Genomic DNA, 16,969 nt, shown 5'->3' on the forward strand with positions numbered 1-16,969 from the left:
AAACCGCCACGCTTACTGCTTTTGAAAGTTCTCTATGACAAGAATGAAAATGATTGTCAGCACAGCACTTGCCCCGGTGCATGCCATCCAGTGCATCCAGTTGAAGAAAGTGAAATTCTCCAAAAGGAAAAACAGCAGGCAATAGATGAACACGAGGATGACCACATAGTAGACAAACGAGGCCACACCCAGCGAACGGTAGGATGCCACAAGGTCGTCGGCACTGTCGCGTGGAGTAAACACTTCCAGCAGATAAGGTTGCAGAAGTCCCACAAAGGTCATAGACGCGGCTGCCACACCGGGCGTATTGCTAAACACATCGACCAACAATCCCATCAGGAAACACCATAAGAGAGTGGCCCAGCGAGGATGATTGCGACGAAAATGGAGCACCAGATAGACATAGAGCAACGGGGTTGCCACATCGAACAAATGAATATGGTTGAACACAATCACCTGAACGAGCAAGAGAATGACGAAAGTGAGCAGACGACGCAATGATTCTATATTCATGTATCCTTTCTCCTTATTCTATTCTGTTTTCGGCTTCAGCGAATCCTGCGCCGCCCTCATGAGTTCGATGCGTTCCTTCATGGTCGCGTCGTCAATGACGCACACATCACGCAAATTGCCAAAATCGGTAGAAAGCTTTACTTCCAGACGATAAGACAGTCCGTCACGGGAGTTGTAGACATGCAATATTTTTCCCACATGAACGCCCGGGGGAAACACCGACGAGTAGCCACTGGTGACCACATCGTCGTAAAGTTTGAAGTGGGCATGACGGGGAATGTCGTCCACGAAAGCCCGGTCGGAAGCTCCGCCCGGCCAATGCAGATAACCGAAATAGCCCCTTCCCTGAATGGCACAGCTGATATTTGACTGCGAACTGAGCACGGGAATAACCACAGAATAATGCCGGGAGACGAGATAGACTATCCCCACGACTCCTGTGCCACACACCACTCCCATGTCTTTTCGCACACCGTCGGCCTCTCCCTTGTCAATCGTCAGGAGGTTGTCGCGCCTGTCCACAGAGTTGTCGACCACCTTGGCCGGCATCAGCCGATAGTTGCTTAACATGGACAACTGCACGCGCTTCAGCGACAGACTGTCTTTCGTGGCAGCCACCAGTTCGTCGGAAAGCTGCTTCACCTGATGCTCAAGATAGACATTGCGGTGTGTGAGTTCCTGATTGACTTTCGTCAACGAGAAGAATGTCTCCACCGCCGAGTTCCATTCATAGACCTTTCCCGCCACCACATTGGCTGTGGAGAAATACACGCTGCCCTGATAGCTATTGTATTGGAACAGCAACACAAAACTCGCCACCTCCAACAGGATAAACAAGAACCAATGGTTGTATTTGGCCAAAAATTCTATCAGGTTGTGCATGCCTACTGTTTACCTCATGAGGAACGAGAAGCGGTCAACATTCTTCAAGGCGATGCCGGCCCCCTTGGCCACGCTGTGCAACGGGTCTTCGGCAATGTGGAAAGGTATGTTGATCTTATCCTGCAAGCGCTTGTCGAGTCCGCGGAGCAGAGCACCTCCGCCGCTGAGATAGATACCATTCTTCACGATGTCAGCATAAAGCTCGGGGGGCGTGTTCTCCAAGGCCGAGAGCACAGCATTTTCTATCTTTGCCACCGTCTTGTCGAGACAGTGGGCTATCTCCTGATAGCACACAGGAACTTCCATCGGGAGCGCCGTGATGCGGTTGGGGCCATGCACGATATAATCTTCGGGAGCCTCCTCACCCAAATCGGTCAAGGCACTGCCCACGTGGATTTTGATTCTCTCGGCCATGCGCTCGCTGACCTTCACATTATGTTGGCGGCTCATATACTCCTGAATGTCGGCCGTGAGATCATCGCCGGCAATGCGTATGGAGTTGTTGCTCACGATGCCGCCCAACGAGATGACGGCAATCTCGGTAGAGCCACCACCTATATCGACAATCATGTTGCCCTCAGGGGCTTCCACATCAATGCCGATACCGATAGCCGCAGCCATCGGTTCGAATATCAAGTAGACATCACGCCCATCGGCATGTTCAGCCGAGTCGCGCACGGCACGCAGTTCCACTTCCGTCGAACCGGAAGGCACGCCGATGACCATCCGCAGCGACGGAGAGAACAGGCGCGACCCGGAATGCACCATCTTGATAAGACCGCGCATCATCTGCTCGCAAGCCGTGAAGTCGGCTATGACACCATCGCGCAAAGGACGAATCGTGCGAATATTGTCATGCGTCTTCTCGTACATCATCTTGGCTTTCTCGCCTACGGCTATCATCTTGTCCGTGCGGCGGTCAAGTGCCACGACCGAAGGCTCGTCAACCACAATCTTGTCATCACTGATGATGATGGTGTTGGCGGTGCCCAGGTCCATTGCTATTTCCTGAATGAATGAAAAAAATCCCATTTCTATTGATTGATAATTGATAAATAGTTATTTGGCAAACCAGTTGTGTATGGCTGTATCATAATGACTGCTCACTCCGAATGCCCGTTCAGCCAGCATTTTCCGGTCTTCAATATCGGTCTGTGCACCTTTTTTGTTGAGAATGTCCAACAATACGCCATATTCTGCCTTACTCGGAACGATGACCACATCTTTGAAATTCTTGGCTCCGGCACGTATCAGGGAAATGCCGCCAATGTCGATCTTCTCGATAATCTCGGCTTCGCTTGCTCCGCCAGCCACAGTTTGTTCGAAAGGATAAAGGTCTACAATCACCAGATCAATGGCCGGAATCTCATATTCCCGCATCTGGCCGAGGTCGCCCTCATTGTCGCGACGGGCAAGAATCCCGCCGAATATTTTGGGATGAAGGGTTTTCACACGCCCTCCGAGGATAGACGGATAGGTGGTGACATCCTCCACTTTCTGACATTCATAACCTAAAGATTCGATGAAACTCTGCGTACCGCCCGTACTCAGAAACTTCACCCCTTCCTCATGCAGCTTGGCAAGCAACTCCTCCAAACCATCTTTGTGGAAAACCGAAATCAACGCGGTCTTCATTCGTTTTGTTCCAGCCATATATTACATATTTATATATTGAGATTGCAAAGTTACTAAAAAATTGATGAATAGCTGATGAAGATTTTACTAAAAGTTGATTTTTTAACTAATTGGTTGATAAAAATAAATAAAAGACAAAGAAGGAAGGTGTTGCGAATTATAATCACATTAAGACAAAAATAATCAATTCGCGGCAAAATGGAAGACCGGACATAACATGCCCGCCTGATACGGACACCTGCATGGCAACAGCCGGAGCCTGCCCTCCAATCGCTTTATAGCATCAGTCGGATGATTGATATAGCTCAAGAAATTGTAATTTATCCAACAAAGAGTAATCCATTAACATTTATTTTGCCTTTTCCCACACATCATATTAAACTTTTATGTAAATTTGCAACCAATAAGAAAAGCTATTTGAAGGAAAGAGAACAAGGAATATCAACTTCAAGGTTCTTCATTTCAAACTACAGTTCCTCGCGCACCCACGTGCTGCGATAATAATAACAATAAAAATAAAAACATTATGAAAAAGTATGTATGCGATGTATGCGGTTATATCTATGACCCGGAATTAGGTGACCCGGACGGTGGAATTGCTCCCGGCACAGCTTTCGAAGACATCCCCGACGACTGGGTGTGCCCCACATGCGGAGTGACCAAAGAAGACTTCAGCCTCGTAGAAGAATAACTTTCCGGGCATCTTCAATCCGCTGAAAACAACAAGCAAAACGCACTTGACTTCGCCACAGGCGGCTGTCAAGTGCGTTTTTTATGGCCTTTTCAGGCTGGCAAGCCCACCATTTGGGGAAACAAACCGGCTAAATCGCATGAACGGGAAAGTTCACGATGCCTGCCTGTCCTAATCCAAAACGGCCCTCGCGCTGTAAACTTCTTTCACTATCGATTTGCATTTTCCCTCTTTTTGATGTATCTTTGCACTTGCAAGGAGAGTCCACCAAGGCTCTCCTTTTTCTGTTTTATCCCCGATATGGGATGCGAAAGGGGCTTAACAAAGACTCAATCCGCCCCCTTTCGCGCCCTCACTCGGGCCGAATGAGCTTCTGAGTGTGGCCCTTTTGCATGGTCGCTTGGGCTTAGTGAGAAAATTGATGAGGCGGATCTGGCTCATGGGACGGCTGGAACAGGCAGGAAAGACGGGTGGGGAAAAAGGGCGTGTAAGTGTTTTTCGAAACATTTAATAGTTCGCACTATACATCGGTTTAAGGTCTTGAACAGGGCTGTCCGAACCCTTTTCGTATCATTTTTACACTCAAAAGCGTTTCCGTCTACCTTTTCTTATCAAACGTCTACTCGAAATTGAAAGAAAAGCAGTATCTTTGCGACTATCAAAAAGCAAAACCGCTTGCGGGAGACGCCTTTTGCAGGATGCCGTCCGCAAGGCCGGCAAGGCTCGCACAGACAACCGAATTTCCCGACACGGGCCACATACTTAAATGACTATCAAACAAAACCCAAACAATTTATACTTGTATGAAGAAAACAAAACTGATCATTTCGTGCATGGCAGCTTTGGCCTCTATCGGAGCCTCAGCCCAGCACCGGTTTACGGTAGATGCCCGTCCGGGCGGCCCCATACAGCCGACGATGTATGGCATATTCTTTGAAGACATCAATTTCGGGGCCGATGGCGGCCTCTACGCCGAGATGGTGGAAAACCGCTCGTTTGAGTTCCCTGACCGGCTGATGGGCTGGAATGCTTTCGGAAACGTGAGCGTGGCCGACGAGAAACCGGCCTTCGAGCGCAACCCGCACTATGTGACGCTGCGGCGTTCGGGGCACACGGAGAAGGTGACGGGTCTGGAAAACCGCGGCTTCTTCGGCATGGGCTTGAAAAAAGGTATGCACTACGACTTCTCCGTCTATGCTCGCATCACCGACTTGCAGGGGGGCACGGCCCGCTTCCGCGTGGAACTTGTCGGTTCGGACGACGTACCCATCGCCCGCGACACTATCACCGTGACCAACAACAAATGGCAGAAATACACCGCCACACTCACTTCCAACAAGACCGATGCCAAGGGGCTGATGCGCATATTCCTGATGTCCGACCAGGGCGTTGACCTTGACCACGTGTCGCTCTTCCCCGAAGACAACTGGCACGGACTGCGCACCGACCTCGTGAAAGACCTCGAAGACCTGCATCCGGGCATCTTCCGCTTCCCCGGCGGTTGCATCGTGGAGGGCACCGATCTGGCCACGCGCTATCAGTGGAAAAACTCGGTGGGCCCGGTGGAAAACCGTCCCCTCAACGAAAACCGCTGGAACTACACATTCCCCCACCGTCTCTACCCCAACTACTACCAGACCTACGGACTGGGATTCTACGAGTTTTTCCTGCTCTCGGAAAAAATCGGAGCCGAACCGTTGCCCATACTGAGTTGCGGACTGGCCTGCCAATTCCAAAACAAAGACAATGACAAGAACGCCCACGTGTGCCTTGACGACCTGCAATCTTACATAGACGATGCACTCGACTTGATAGAGTTTGCCAATGGCCCCACCACCTCCAAGTGGGGAAAACTGCGAGCCGACATGGGCCATCCGACTCCGTTCAACCTGAAGCAAATCGGCATCGGCAACGAACAGTGGGGCCCGCTCTATCCCGAGCGGCTGGAGAAATTTATGAAACAGATTCGGGCCAAATACCCCAACATCAGGATTTGCGGCAGTTCCGGACCTTCGGCCGACGGCAAGGACTTCGACTATGGCTGGAAAGAGATGCGCAAACTGAACGTTGACCTCGTAGACGAACACTACTATAAGAGTCCGCGATGGTTCTTCGACAATGCGACACGCTATGACAACTATTCGCGCAAAGGTCCCAAGGTGTTTGCCGGTGAATATGCCGCCCACGGCAAAGGCTCCCGCAACAACTGGGAGGCAGCCCTCTCGGAAGCTTGTTTCATGACAGGACTGGAACGCAATGCCGACGTGGTTTACCAAGCCACCTACGCTCCCCTCTTCGCCCATGTGGACGGCTGGCAGTGGAAGCCCGACCTCATTTGGTTTGACAACCTCACCAGTGTGCGCAGTGCCAACTGGTATGTGCAGATGCTCTACGGCACCAACCGGGGCACCAACATGCTCAAGCTCACCGAAAACGGCAAGCCGGTGACGGGGACCGACGGTCTCTATGCCAGTGCCGTCTACGACAAAGACAGCAAGAGCTACATCGTGAAGATAGGCAATGCCTCCGACAAGGAGCAGACCGTCACACTCGGCTTCAACAACCTCAAGCGGCCGGTTTCCACGGCCAAGGTGACCCTATTGCAGTCGTCCGACATACAGGCCGAAAACTCGATCGCCAACAAGACGGCCATTGTGCCGCAGACATCGGAACTGCCTGTAAACGGCACGAATGTCAAAGTTATCCTGCCCGCCAAGTCCTTCACAGTCTACCGTTTCTAAGCAAACCGGTTTTCAACACCCCCACCATAGCAAAAGGCTGCCTCCGATGGTCGTGACAGACCAAGGAGGCAGCCTTTCTTCATGGGCAACCGACCGGATGCCGGACGAGACCGACACCGCAACTATGGAACAAGCACCGGCCAGTCGGTGCCGTCGGCAAGTATCTTCCACTCCATACGGCGCTGCACTAAGACAGAGGTCCCTTGTTTTTCAACACTATAACCATGGCAGATAAAGAGGTCGCCATCGGCAAAATGATAGGCTGCGCAATGGCCGAGAGCCTCAAACGTCTTTTTGTCACCCTCGACGAGCACCGTGCCACCACCTTGGAGCATGTCTCGTCCGCTCTCATCAATATAAGGACCCTCAATCGTTTTGCTTCGCCCGACAGCCACGCGATAGCTGCTCTGCGTGCCCCGGCAGCAGTAGTCCCAACTCACAAAGAGATAATAATAGCCACCGTGACGGAAGATAAAAGGTGCTTCAATGGCATTGGGACCGGCATACTCAGAAGTGGGATTTTTCTCCTGCGCGGTGGAAGATGGAGCATAGCGACGGGCAATGGTGTGGGGATGTTCGCCCGAGGCAATATGCAGCGTGCTGTCGAGCCGCACCAACTGAATGCCATCCCAGAAAGAACCCCACACGAGCCAAGGGCGGTCGTGCTCGTCGATGATGAAGTTGGGGTCGATGGCATTCCAGTTGTCACGCCCTTCACGGGAGCAGACGAGCGGACCTTCGTCTTTCCATCCCACACTATCGGAAAGGGAGGAACGGCTCATCAGACCGATGGCCGATGTGTTTTTCCCGAAAGTGGAGCACGAATAAGCCATCCACCAACGGCCGTGCCAACGGATAATATCGGGTGCCCAGACATGGATGGCGAAGCCGGGTACGGAATCTCTTGTCCAAGCCGGTATGCTGTCAAGAGCCGGGTGGCGCGACACCGTCCACGAACGCCGGTCGGAAGAGACCATCTGCCGGATGCCGTGACCGGTGGAAAAGAGATAATACCTGCCGTTTTCGAAGGCCATTACGGGGTCGTGAACCATCGGCGTATCGGTGACAAACGTGTCGAAGCCACCATGACTGCGGCCGTCCGGCTGCGCCAAGGTAATGGCTGTAGCAGCAAAAAACAGCATGAGAAAAAGCGGTCTTTTCATTGGTCTATCATTGTTCGGTAATAAAAACAGGGGGAGTTCGCCCACACAGCGTCCCTCCCCCACTTTCATTGAGAAAAAATATCATCGGCCAGCAAGTCTCTACCGCACTTTCTTGCCCCAATAAGACTTCGTCCCGTTGAGTCCGGAATAGACAATCGTAGCGGTGCGGGGAGAGGCTTCCCAGTCCACTTCGCGCTGCACCTTCAGCTCCACGCCGTTGGCCGTGAGGGTGTTGGTGGCGGCGTTGAAAGACCAGCGCCCGCCTTTCCAGATGCCACTCGTGATGCTACCGTCGGCGGCAAAGGTCATTTGGGAAGATGCTTTCTGTTTGCCATACGAGTAGCCCAAATCGATGTGCTCCCACGTACCGGCAATTTCCGCTTCACCGATCTCTGCCTGTGGAACGGCTCCATAGCGCTCGGGCATTACGACAGGCCACCCGTTGGAAAGCCACTTGATGCTGCGCACGCCTCCCATCATGAGGGCGTTGCTGTAAGCATTGCCATTGTAGTGAGCCGGAAAGCGTTGCTGGCTGACATAGAACCAGTTGCCCTGACCATCGTCAAACACGGCACAATGGCTGATGCCCACCCATCCGTGGTCTGAACCAAACTTATAAGGATGGGTGAGAACAGCAGGATTATTGTTCGCCCCGTTAGCGGCATCGGCCACCACACCATCAAATGTAGTGTAGGGCCCGTCTACATTCTTAGAACGGAGGACACGGGTATTATAAGGAACATCCAAAGCATCGTAGGCCATGAAGAGATAATAATAGCCATCATGATAAACAATCTCCGGTGCTTCGGACCCTTGCCAGCGGTCGTTCTTTGTGCGTGTAAAAATCAACTTGCCGTAGGCGGCTTCGTTTTCCGCTCCCCATGGAACACCCTGTTCGGCAAGTGTCTTGCCCGTGTCACCATTGAGCCGGACTGCAGCAATGCCGCTATGCCAAGAACCATAGATGAGCCAGTGCTCGCCCTCGGGAGTTATGATATAGGAAGGGTCAATGGCATTAAACTTGAAATAGCAGTTTTGCCATCCCGTCACATTAAAGTTCAGTCCCTTGTCAGAATAGTTGGTAATGACATATCCCTTGTCGACCCACGAGTTAGCATTGGCCGGAGTTGCCGTTTCCATGAGCCCGATAAACGCCCGCTCGCTCCATGAGCCAGCACCATTGATGGTGCCGGGAATCGTTATCACGTAGTACATACGGTACAGGCCGTCTTTCACCTTGCGGATGCAAGGAGCCCAGAAACCGAACTGCGTTTCGTCAGCGAAATTGGCAGAGCTTTTCCCAAGTCCCATTTTGGCGCGTATGTCATTCAGTTTTGGTTCCACCCATGCGGGGACACCGGCCGGCATCGTAGGGCCAAGGAACTCCCAATCAACGAGGTTCTTGCTGCGACGGCATAGGAAATGTCCTTTACCGGCTTGGGGATTGCCATAGCCGGCATCGGTCTGAACCATATAATAATAACCGTCTTCGGCCAAACAGACAGATGGGTCGTGAATCTGTGAAAGATTCCATCGCGCACGGTCATTCCATCCCGCCGTGGACACATAATAATCTTCATAAACAGGAGCCACATAATTGGCCAAAGCCTCCGCAAGATTTGTCTCGTTCTGCTGGGCCTTTTTGGTCGTGATATAGGTTATCTTACTGATATCAAGGAGGGAAGAATATCCCGCTCCCTCTGTCCCGAGACTCCACTGATCGGCACTACCGTTGCGATTGAAATAAAGGTTGCCGATAGCTGTCTGCGTGGTAGAGGCCGAAACACGCTTGTAAATGATCTGTGCCTGCGTGCCTGCCATAACGGCAAACAACAAAAACAGCGCAAATATTTTCTTTGTCATAGTCATCAACGGAAAGGGTTATTTCTTCAGAAACTTAACGGACACGGAGCCCACCTTCAACACATACACACCGGCAGGAAGGTCTGATATGGAAAACGAAGTCTCGGATGAGGCCGTGACAACACTTTTCATTCTCTTGCCCGAAACTGCATATATCTCCACATGCGACTTCACAGGGCAACCGATAAGAGTTATCTCATCACCGGCAATACGTGTTTCAGGTGCATTGCTGCCGGAAATTCCGACAGAAGAAATCGCCGTTGGTTCCATTCGGGAGAAAGTGGCTTTGGTTATACCTTGAATGACCGTACCGTCTTTCAACACAATATTGAAGGTCTCACTGTCGGCACCGAGGTTAAGTATATAGCTCACCGCACTCACAGGCACTGCCTGCCCCGACTGTGTGACAACACACCACACAACATCTGCCGCCTGCATCATCATGCACGAAAACAAGGCGACAAAAGATAGAATAGTTCTTTTCATCATCACAATATGATTTCTATATGGAATTTATAAACGGGGACAGGCAAGAAGCCTGCCCCCGTCAAGTCTGTTTATCCAAGCTTTTGGCAACGACTACTTGTTCTTGCCTTTCTCACCGGCAGCGGAAGTGAGTTCCCATCCGCTATTCTGTCCCAGACTCGGTGCTTTCTTGAATGTTTCATCGGGAACAGGGAACAGATAGTTCTTAGGAATATTAAACGAACGGGTGGGATGGGTATTGTCGTTTTTGTATGTATAGACCGTACCCTCCTTCGGAGTCACCACCACGCTATAAATGTTGTAGACCTGCTTGTAACGGGGAAGAGAAGTCTCAGAAGAAGCCGTCTGGTCACTGAACAACATCCATCTGCGCTCATCGAAGAAACGATGATCCTCGAAGCAAAGTTCGATGCGGCGCTCATTGCGGATGCGTTCACGGAAAGCCCCCTGGGTCATTCCTGCATAGGCGGGCATACCGACACGTGCCCTCACCTGATTGACATATTGGTATGCCTGATCCGTCTTGCCGGCCTCATTAAGTGCTTCGGCCGCATTGAGAAGAATCTCTGCATAACGGAAGATGGGACAGGCATGGAGGTAGGTTGTCGGATTTTTGAAACTCATGTTGTTAAGGAATTTCTTGGTGTAGTATCCCGTTGTGGTACCGCCATGCAAGGCCTGATAGTCGATACCGTCAGGATAGGACACGTCCACAGCCCTCTGCTCATCCTGCTGGGGGTCTCCCCACACCGAACCTTGATGAAGAATGGTCTGCTCCAGCCGTGGATCACGATTCTCGTAAGGCTTTTGGTCATTGTAAGAGGGGTCTTGGTCAATGGGAAGACCGTTTATGGTCTCGTAGGAGTCGACTAGATTCTGTGTGGGATTCGTGCGTCCCGTGGAATTTACATTTCCGGAGAAGCCGCAAGGAGCGGTGAACAATTCTATTTCGCGCGTATTCCACTCGGAACGGCTTAAAATAAACTCATCATTCAAATGAGGAGTGGTAACAAAACACTGATAGTAGTTTTGCTTCACATCATTGTTGGCAGTCGTGTACAGCTTGTATGGATTGCTTGAAGAGGCATTCTTGCTGATGAAAGCAAGGGCTGCATCAGCCGCCTGCTGCCACCATTCGGTATTGTTGGCAGGATTATTGAGCTTGGAAGCCCGGTAAAGCAATGCCCTTGACTTCAGCGCATAGGCGGCTGCACCGTTGATGCGCCCCCAATTTTCATTCTCATTGGCATATCTGAAAGGCAGCACATCCTTTACGGAGTCACACTCGTCAGCAATCCATTTCAACACATCGGCAGCAGGCGTACGCTTCATGGACGAGGCCTCGGCATTGGAGAGGACATGGTCTTCCACGGGAACGGCTCCAAAATAGCCTACAAGGTCGAAATGGAGCATGGCACGTAGAAAACGGGCCTCAGCCATATATCTGTCGTAGAGATGATTGTCGTCACCGGCTTTCGATACATTACCGATCACACTTGCACGGGCGTTGGCCATAAACTGATTGGCAGCACGGATGCCCTTGAGGTCGTTGTTCCAATAAGCCGATGCGAAATAATGGTTTGTGGCATCGTAGGAGTCATTGAGCACACTATGATAATAATGCACATTCCAATAGGACAAAGCATTATCTGTCATGCAGTCACGGGAGGCTCCGAGAAACTGCCCGTTCGTGTAGCCTGCAAAGGCATCGGGAAGATAGGCATAGACATTGGCGAGAAATCCACGTGTATTTTCAAACTTGGAGAAAATCTGTTCGTTCTGAAACGTGAGGTCTACTTCCTTGTCAAGCACATCGCTGCAGGAGGTTGCACCGCCTACGGCTAAAAATGCCAACGATATGTTAATTAAAAGCTTTTTCATATAATAAAGTTCTATTATCCATAAATCAATATTCTTTCAGCACAATTTACATCAAAAACCAATGTTAACACCGAAAGTAAATGTCTTGGTCTTGGGATACCACCAAACATAGCTCATAGGCTTCTCGGGATCCACGCCGTGGGGCAGGTCACTGAAAGTTGCTATATTATAGGCACTGAAATAGAAACGGCATTTGGTCATATACAATTTGGCTATCAACTGTTTAGGCAGAGAGTATCCAACTTCAATATTACGAATCGACCAAAAATTGCCGTTGCGTACCCAGATGTTATTCTGATAGGATCCTGTGGCACGATCGGAGTCCACTGCATCGAAACCATTATACACCGGACGCGGATAAGTGGCATTCACATTGCGAGGATCCGTGGGGTCATCCGTGTAGTATCCCCATGCTTTGGTCACTTCGTGGGTGCCCATATTCGACCATCCGCTGAAACTGATGGACGGAGAAAGGAACACGGAACGGCGCAGATAGGCATTGACTATCATGCGTGCATCGAAGCCTTTCCATTCGAAACCAAAGTTTAATGTAGGAATCAATTCGGGGATAATGGTATAGGTAGACGGATACATATCGTTAGAGTCTATCTGCCGGTCACCGTTAAGATCCTGGAATACGGCCGTACCCAACTGCTGCTTACCATTGGAGAATGTGTTATAAGGATACTTCTCCGGATGGGCAATGGCATCTTGCTGTGAAGTAGCTATCAAGTTGGGGTCGTCGGCCCACTTGACAAACTGATAGATATTCCATCCACCCACGCGGTTAGTACCGGTCTGGGACTGCTCATAGAGTTCTGCGACAGAGGTGTTGTCATAGATTCTTCGACCGGTCTTTGCCAACCAAGGCTCGTTGGGGGTGGTTTCATCCATCTCTTTGACGCGGTTGGTATTATAAGAGAGCTGTCCTTCAATCCAATAGTTGAAATCGCCGATGTGGTTACGATGACCGAGCATAAGTTCATACCCGCGACTTTCTACCTTGCCGTAAGAGTCTTTGGCCATCGGCACACCAAGTACACTTTCAGGAACTGTGGAACGGGTCACAAGGATGTTGGAACGCCACTCGTGGAAGACATCAAGACTACCGTAGAGTTTCTTGTTCCAGAAGTCCCAGTCGAAACCGACATTCAACATCTTCGAGATTTCCCATTTATTATTGGGATTGCCCGCAACCTTCTCATAATATCCGCCGATATACGTACCGTTGTAACCATAAGCATAGCCCGTTCCGCCCGAATAAGTGCTCTGATAGGGATAACGGCCGGAGCCGGTATTGGACTGTCCTGCAGTGCCATAGGAAGCACGGAGTTTCATCAGATTAATAATTCCGCCTTTCTTGACCCAAGGCTCTTCGGAAATCACCCATCCGAGCGAACCACCCCAGAAGGTGTCCCAACGGTCTTCGGGGTCAAAGTTGTCACAGCCCATGTGCGACAAGTTGAAAGAAGCCACATAGCGATTGGCAAAATCGTATGTTCCCTGGAAATTGTATGAAAGATAGCGATTAGACGAAGCACTCTGCTGCGTGCTGAAATCTGAGCCCGCCTCCTCGTTGCGATAGTAGCGGACGAAAGCACGTGCGCCTACACCATGTTTGCCAAAGTGATGTGTATAAGTGAGACCACCATGCAGGTTGATATTATAGTAGTAACCACGCTGATTGGCAGTGGGGTTGGAAAGGGCCGAATAGGTGGTGTACTTCGTATAAGTGAACTGGCTGACATCTGTCACTTTCAAATTATCATAATCATAGTTCCAAGAATTGATCTGGTGTCCCTGTGTAGACTCAAATGTTTCGTAGGCATCAAAGCTGACAGTGCCATACAGTCCGAGTCCCGAGAGCACGGGACTAAGGTCGTATTTGGCATTCAGCGTCGAATAAAGATTGCGCCGACGGTTTTTCTCAACACCGGAACCACCAAGATAGCGTATCGGGTTGTTGGCCGTAGACGAAGAGTAAATACTTCCATCGGGATTGTGGGTGGGAGCCATAGGATTGGCCTCAATCACACCAAAGGTCACAAGTCCGAACACCCCTTCTGTGGGTTGGCTGATATTGTCGATGCGACCGCCAAGGTCAAGGGAAACATTGAGATATTTACTCACATCAATGTCGATGTTGGAACGAAGGTTCCAACGATTCAGCAGATGCTGAGTGGAGAAGTTGGCATTCATTTCCGTGCCCTCCTTATTCCACATACCTTCCTGGCGCAAATAGGAAAGACTCACATAGTAGCGTGCCCGATGATTGCCGCCACTGATTTGCAGATTGGTACGATATTGCGGTGCTGCATCACGATAAAGCTGATCCGCCCATGACGTATTAAAATATTGATACCTGCGAATATCGTTGTCGGCAAACCGGCCACCCTCAGAAACAAATTTATAGTTGGCTATCTGTTCGTCGGAATACATAGGAGCCATGCCACTCAGATAGCGCACTTGATTGCGCGTGAGAGCCATATTGTAGGAGTTTTGCATCTCCATCGTGTTGCTCAGCGTGTTGAAGCCCACCTCTTGGGTAAAGTCTATTTTGGTCTTTCCGGCTTCACCGCGCTTGGTTGTAACCATAATGACACCATTGGCACCACGCAATCCATAAATGGCCGTAGCTGCCGCGTCTTTCAAGACCGTGATGCTCTCAATAGGAAAAGCGTCAAGAAAAGAGAGGTCGCGCTCCACATTGTCGACAATAACCAATGGAGAACGGGCCGACATGTTCATCGTGCGAATGCCGCGGATAAAGGTAAACGACTCCGACCAACCGGGTTCGTCCGACCAATCATAGGTCTCCACCCCATTGAGTACGGAGGTAAAGGCATTCTGAAGAATCGTTACGGGATGTTTCTGCAACTCTGTTCCCGTGACGGTTGAGCGCGAATCGGTAAGCAACTTTTTCTTCTGCTGTGCAAATGGGATGGGAGCAGGATGCTCGTATTCGTCAACATCAGCCTCCAACTTGATGACAAAACTTCCGTCAAAAGTCGTGACCTTCTCCTGTGCATTCTTATATCCTAAGCTGCTGACACATATTTCATCGTCTTTCGACACCTTTTTCAGTTGGAAATATCCTTCCGCATCGGTAAGTACAATACGGTTTTCTTCAGCCACATTGACCACTGCACCGACAACGGGCTCACCTTCATTGTTGACAATACGGCCTTTCAACATCTGCTGGCTTTGGGCAAAAGCCGTTGTCGAAGCCCCAAGCAACGCGCCCAGCATCAGGGTTTTGCCTGATGCGGACACATGTTCTATGATATATTGTAGATTCATAATATGATTCATTTAAGATTTAATTCCATCCTTCGTTCTGGAAAGATTCTCCTATCTTCCAAGTCTCTGTTTCAGGAATAGGATAAACATACATTCTATTCTGCCAAACACGGCTTTGAGCTTTTTTCCGGGTAATGGTGCCATCGTTAGCTACATTCACCCCAATGATGTCACGGCCAAGAGCCTCGGCAGCCACATTCCAACGGCGCACATCCCACCAGCGATGTTCTTCGAAAGCAAGTTCGATGGTGCGCTCCTTATGAATAAAATTGCGCATGGCTGTCTGTGAAGTCAAATCCAGACGGTCGGCCACATTACCGGTGATACCTGCACGGTGGCGAATCTGGTCAAGCAGTCCGCAAACCGTTTCATAATTGGCGTCAAAGTCGGCCTCGTTCAAAGCCTCGGCATAATTGAGAAGGATTTCATTGTAGCCAAAGAGTTTCCAAAGGCGTTTGGCTGCTCCGGTGTGATTGGCACTGAGAATGGCCTCAGGGATATACTTACGCACATAATATCCCGTAGGAGTGGAGTTCTGGTTGCCAATAGGATTGTCTGCCTTTCCATAGACCACATTGATGGTGCGACCACCCCAAGCAGCTCCATTATACAAAATGGTGGAAGCAAGACGGGGATCACGGTTCTGCCACATGGTCTGGTCGGTATAATGACTGTTGGCATTCACCGTTGGATTATAGGCGGCATCATATACCGGCGAACCGGTTGCATCATACTTGGTGAACGGTGCCGACCCATCGGCCATATCATACATGTCAACAAGATTCTGACTGGGGCAAAGCCCACCGTTTCCTCCTTCACCCACCGGAGTGTCATCCACGATATTCCCCCAACTGATATTGACATCGTTGCGGAAGAATATCACTTCGGGATTTTGATCACTATAAGTGGTAAGCAGCCAAGCATTGTTATAGGCAGACACACCGCCATTCGTCCGGTTTTCAAGTTTATAGTTTGCTCCGTAAGTATCAATAAAGCCTTTGGCCGCATCGGCAGCCTGCTGCCAAGTTATGCCCGAAGCCTCACTATAATGCGGACTGGCCATATAAAGCATGATGCGGACATAGAGAGCACGTGCCGTAGGCTGATTGACAACACCTGCATAAGTGGCATCATTCGATTCGGTGTAAGTCTTGAGCCCACTCTCGCACTCTTGCAACTCTTTAAGGATAAAGTCAATATAAGTCTTTGTCGTGGGACGCTCCGTATAGCCTTTGAGCAAATCACCATTGGGATCGAGCACTTCTGTCACCAAAGGTACAGGACCATAACGCAAAAACATTTCCCAAAAGAAATAGGCTCGGAGAAAACGGGCCTCACTTTTATAGTTGGCTTTGCGCGACTTGAAGAGTTCGACCGAAAGGTCGGCAGGGCGAAGTGCCCCCGCCGTGTCTGCATCAAGTGTCGCTATCGTTATGTTACATTTGCGTATTCCGCGATAATAGTGTTCCCAAGTGTCTGCCAACTCGGCAGCTCCACCTGACCCATAATAATTGCCAATATTCAAGGTTGTGCGGGTTCCGGAGGTCTGGATACTCGATTCAGCCAAGTCGGTGGCTGCATCAAGCCATGAACGATTGATTCTCAGCGCACCATGACGCAGGAAATTGTAAGTGTCATTGTGGAACTGAACCAACAGGGCCCAGTCGCCAAGCACTTCGCCTTTAGTCAACTCGTTGCTGGGCTGCTTATTAAGAAAATCTCCAAAAGCGTCTTCACACGACGTAAACGTCATGGCTCCCAGCGCCAATGCCAAAGCATATATACTGAATTTCTTCATTTTAAATCGATTTTAA

At 50.2% G+C, this 16,969-nt stretch carries 12 protein-coding genes; 2 read left to right on the top strand and 10 right to left on the bottom strand.

Translation table 11 applies throughout. The features are described from left to right. Positions 1-12: 12 nt before the first annotated feature. From mreD to HMPREF6485_RS00775, 4 genes are read right to left on the bottom strand one after another with little or no spacing between them, the layout of a single operon-like run. Positions 13-513, bottom strand: coding sequence for a rod shape-determining protein MreD (gene mreD, locus HMPREF6485_RS00760; RefSeq protein WP_004341694.1), 501 nt, complete (start codon positions 511-513; stop codon positions 13-15). An 18-nt stretch (positions 514-531) separates the two neighbouring features. Further along, positions 532-1,395 (bottom strand): rod shape-determining protein MreC, encoded by an 864-nt coding sequence (gene mreC, locus HMPREF6485_RS00765; protein WP_004341695.1) that lies wholly within the window; start codon positions 1,393-1,395, stop codon positions 532-534. A 9-nt stretch (positions 1,396-1,404) separates the two neighbouring features. After that, positions 1,405-2,427, bottom strand: a complete 1,023-nt coding sequence (locus HMPREF6485_RS00770; RefSeq protein ID WP_004341696.1) for a rod shape-determining protein — start codon at positions 2,425-2,427, stop codon at positions 1,405-1,407. 27 nt (positions 2,428-2,454) lie between these two features. After that, complete coding sequence (locus HMPREF6485_RS00775; protein ID WP_004344055.1) at positions 2,455-3,048, bottom strand: bifunctional phosphoribosylaminoimidazolecarboxamide formyltransferase/IMP cyclohydrolase PurH; 594 nt, start codon at positions 3,046-3,048, stop codon at positions 2,455-2,457. 508 nt (positions 3,049-3,556) lie between these two features. On the opposite strand from HMPREF6485_RS00775, the gene rd reads away from it, so the two are divergent. Next, positions 3,557-3,721 (top strand): rubredoxin, encoded by a 165-nt coding sequence (gene rd, locus HMPREF6485_RS00780; RefSeq protein WP_004341699.1) that lies wholly within the window; start codon positions 3,557-3,559, stop codon positions 3,719-3,721. 803 nt (positions 3,722-4,524) lie between these two features. Next, a complete protein-coding gene (locus tag HMPREF6485_RS00785; protein WP_004344057.1) occupies positions 4,525-6,462 on the top strand; it encodes an alpha-L-arabinofuranosidase C-terminal domain-containing protein in 1,938 nt (645 codons plus the stop codon). Positions 6,463-6,584: 122 nt separating this feature from the next. Here the strand turns inward: HMPREF6485_RS00785 and HMPREF6485_RS00790 are convergent, their stop codons facing one another. The 6 genes from HMPREF6485_RS00790 to HMPREF6485_RS00815 form a co-directional block, all read right to left on the bottom strand. Beyond that, positions 6,585-7,625: a family 43 glycosylhydrolase gene (locus HMPREF6485_RS00790; protein ID WP_004344058.1), complete on the bottom strand. Its 1,041-nt coding sequence runs from the start codon at positions 7,623-7,625 to the stop codon at positions 6,585-6,587. A 99-nt stretch (positions 7,626-7,724) separates the two neighbouring features. Next, the gene (locus HMPREF6485_RS00795; RefSeq protein ID WP_004344059.1) at positions 7,725-9,494 is read right to left on the bottom strand and encodes an arabinan endo-1,5-alpha-L-arabinosidase; all 1,770 of its coding nucleotides are present in this window, start codon (positions 9,492-9,494) and stop codon (positions 7,725-7,727) included. Between the two features lie 12 nt (positions 9,495-9,506). Then, entirely contained in the window at positions 9,507-9,977 is a 471-nt protein-coding gene (locus HMPREF6485_RS00800) for a T9SS type A sorting domain-containing protein (protein ID WP_004341703.1), read from the bottom strand. A 90-nt stretch (positions 9,978-10,067) separates the two neighbouring features. After that, complete coding sequence (locus HMPREF6485_RS00805; RefSeq protein ID WP_004344060.1) at positions 10,068-11,855, bottom strand: RagB/SusD family nutrient uptake outer membrane protein; 1,788 nt, start codon at positions 11,853-11,855, stop codon at positions 10,068-10,070. Between the two features lie 51 nt (positions 11,856-11,906). Further along, entirely contained in the window at positions 11,907-15,155 is a 3,249-nt protein-coding gene (locus HMPREF6485_RS00810) for a SusC/RagA family TonB-linked outer membrane protein (RefSeq protein WP_248622178.1), read from the bottom strand. A gap of 19 nt (positions 15,156-15,174) precedes the next feature. Then, positions 15,175-16,953 carry a RagB/SusD family nutrient uptake outer membrane protein gene (locus HMPREF6485_RS00815; protein WP_004341706.1) on the bottom strand — a complete coding sequence of 593 codons (1,779 nt, stop codon included), beginning with the start codon at positions 16,951-16,953 and terminating at the stop codon, positions 15,175-15,177. Between the last annotated feature and the right edge of the window lie 16 nt (positions 16,954-16,969).

This window comes from Segatella buccae ATCC 33574 (assembly GCF_000184945.1).
Classification (GTDB): Bacteria; Bacteroidota; Bacteroidia; order Bacteroidales; family Bacteroidaceae; genus Prevotella; species Prevotella buccae.

Excerpts from the sequence above, each read along its gene's own strand:
- mreD (WP_004341694.1), bottom strand. The coding sequence starts at position 513 with ATGAATATAGAATCATTGCGTCGTCTGCTCACTTTCGTCATTCTCTTG.
- mreC (WP_004341695.1), bottom strand. The coding sequence starts at position 1,395 with ATGCACAACCTGATAGAATTTTTGGCCAAATACAACCATTGGTTCTTG.
- rd (WP_004341699.1), top strand. The coding sequence starts at position 3,557 with ATGAAAAAGTATGTATGCGATGTATGCGGTTATATCTATGACCCGGAA.
- HMPREF6485_RS00770 (WP_004341696.1), bottom strand. The coding sequence starts at position 2,427 with ATGGGATTTTTTTCATTCATTCAGGAAATAGCAATGGACCTGGGCACC.
- HMPREF6485_RS00805 (WP_004344060.1), bottom strand. The coding sequence starts at position 11,855 with ATGAAAAAGCTTTTAATTAACATATCGTTGGCATTTTTAGCCGTAGGC.
- HMPREF6485_RS00795 (WP_004344059.1), bottom strand. The coding sequence starts at position 9,494 with ATGACTATGACAAAGAAAATATTTGCGCTGTTTTTGTTGTTTGCCGTT.
- HMPREF6485_RS00810 (WP_248622178.1), bottom strand. The coding sequence starts at position 15,155 with ATGAATCTACAATATATCATAGAACATGTGTCCGCATCAGGCAAAACC.
- HMPREF6485_RS00775 (WP_004344055.1), bottom strand. The coding sequence starts at position 3,048 with ATGGCTGGAACAAAACGAATGAAGACCGCGTTGATTTCGGTTTTCCAC.
- HMPREF6485_RS00790 (WP_004344058.1), bottom strand. The coding sequence starts at position 7,625 with ATGAAAAGACCGCTTTTTCTCATGCTGTTTTTTGCTGCTACAGCCATT.
- HMPREF6485_RS00815 (WP_004341706.1), bottom strand. The coding sequence starts at position 16,953 with ATGAAGAAATTCAGTATATATGCTTTGGCATTGGCGCTGGGAGCCATG.
- HMPREF6485_RS00785 (WP_004344057.1), top strand. The coding sequence starts at position 4,525 with ATGAAGAAAACAAAACTGATCATTTCGTGCATGGCAGCTTTGGCCTCT.
- HMPREF6485_RS00800 (WP_004341703.1), bottom strand. The coding sequence starts at position 9,977 with ATGATGAAAAGAACTATTCTATCTTTTGTCGCCTTGTTTTCGTGCATG.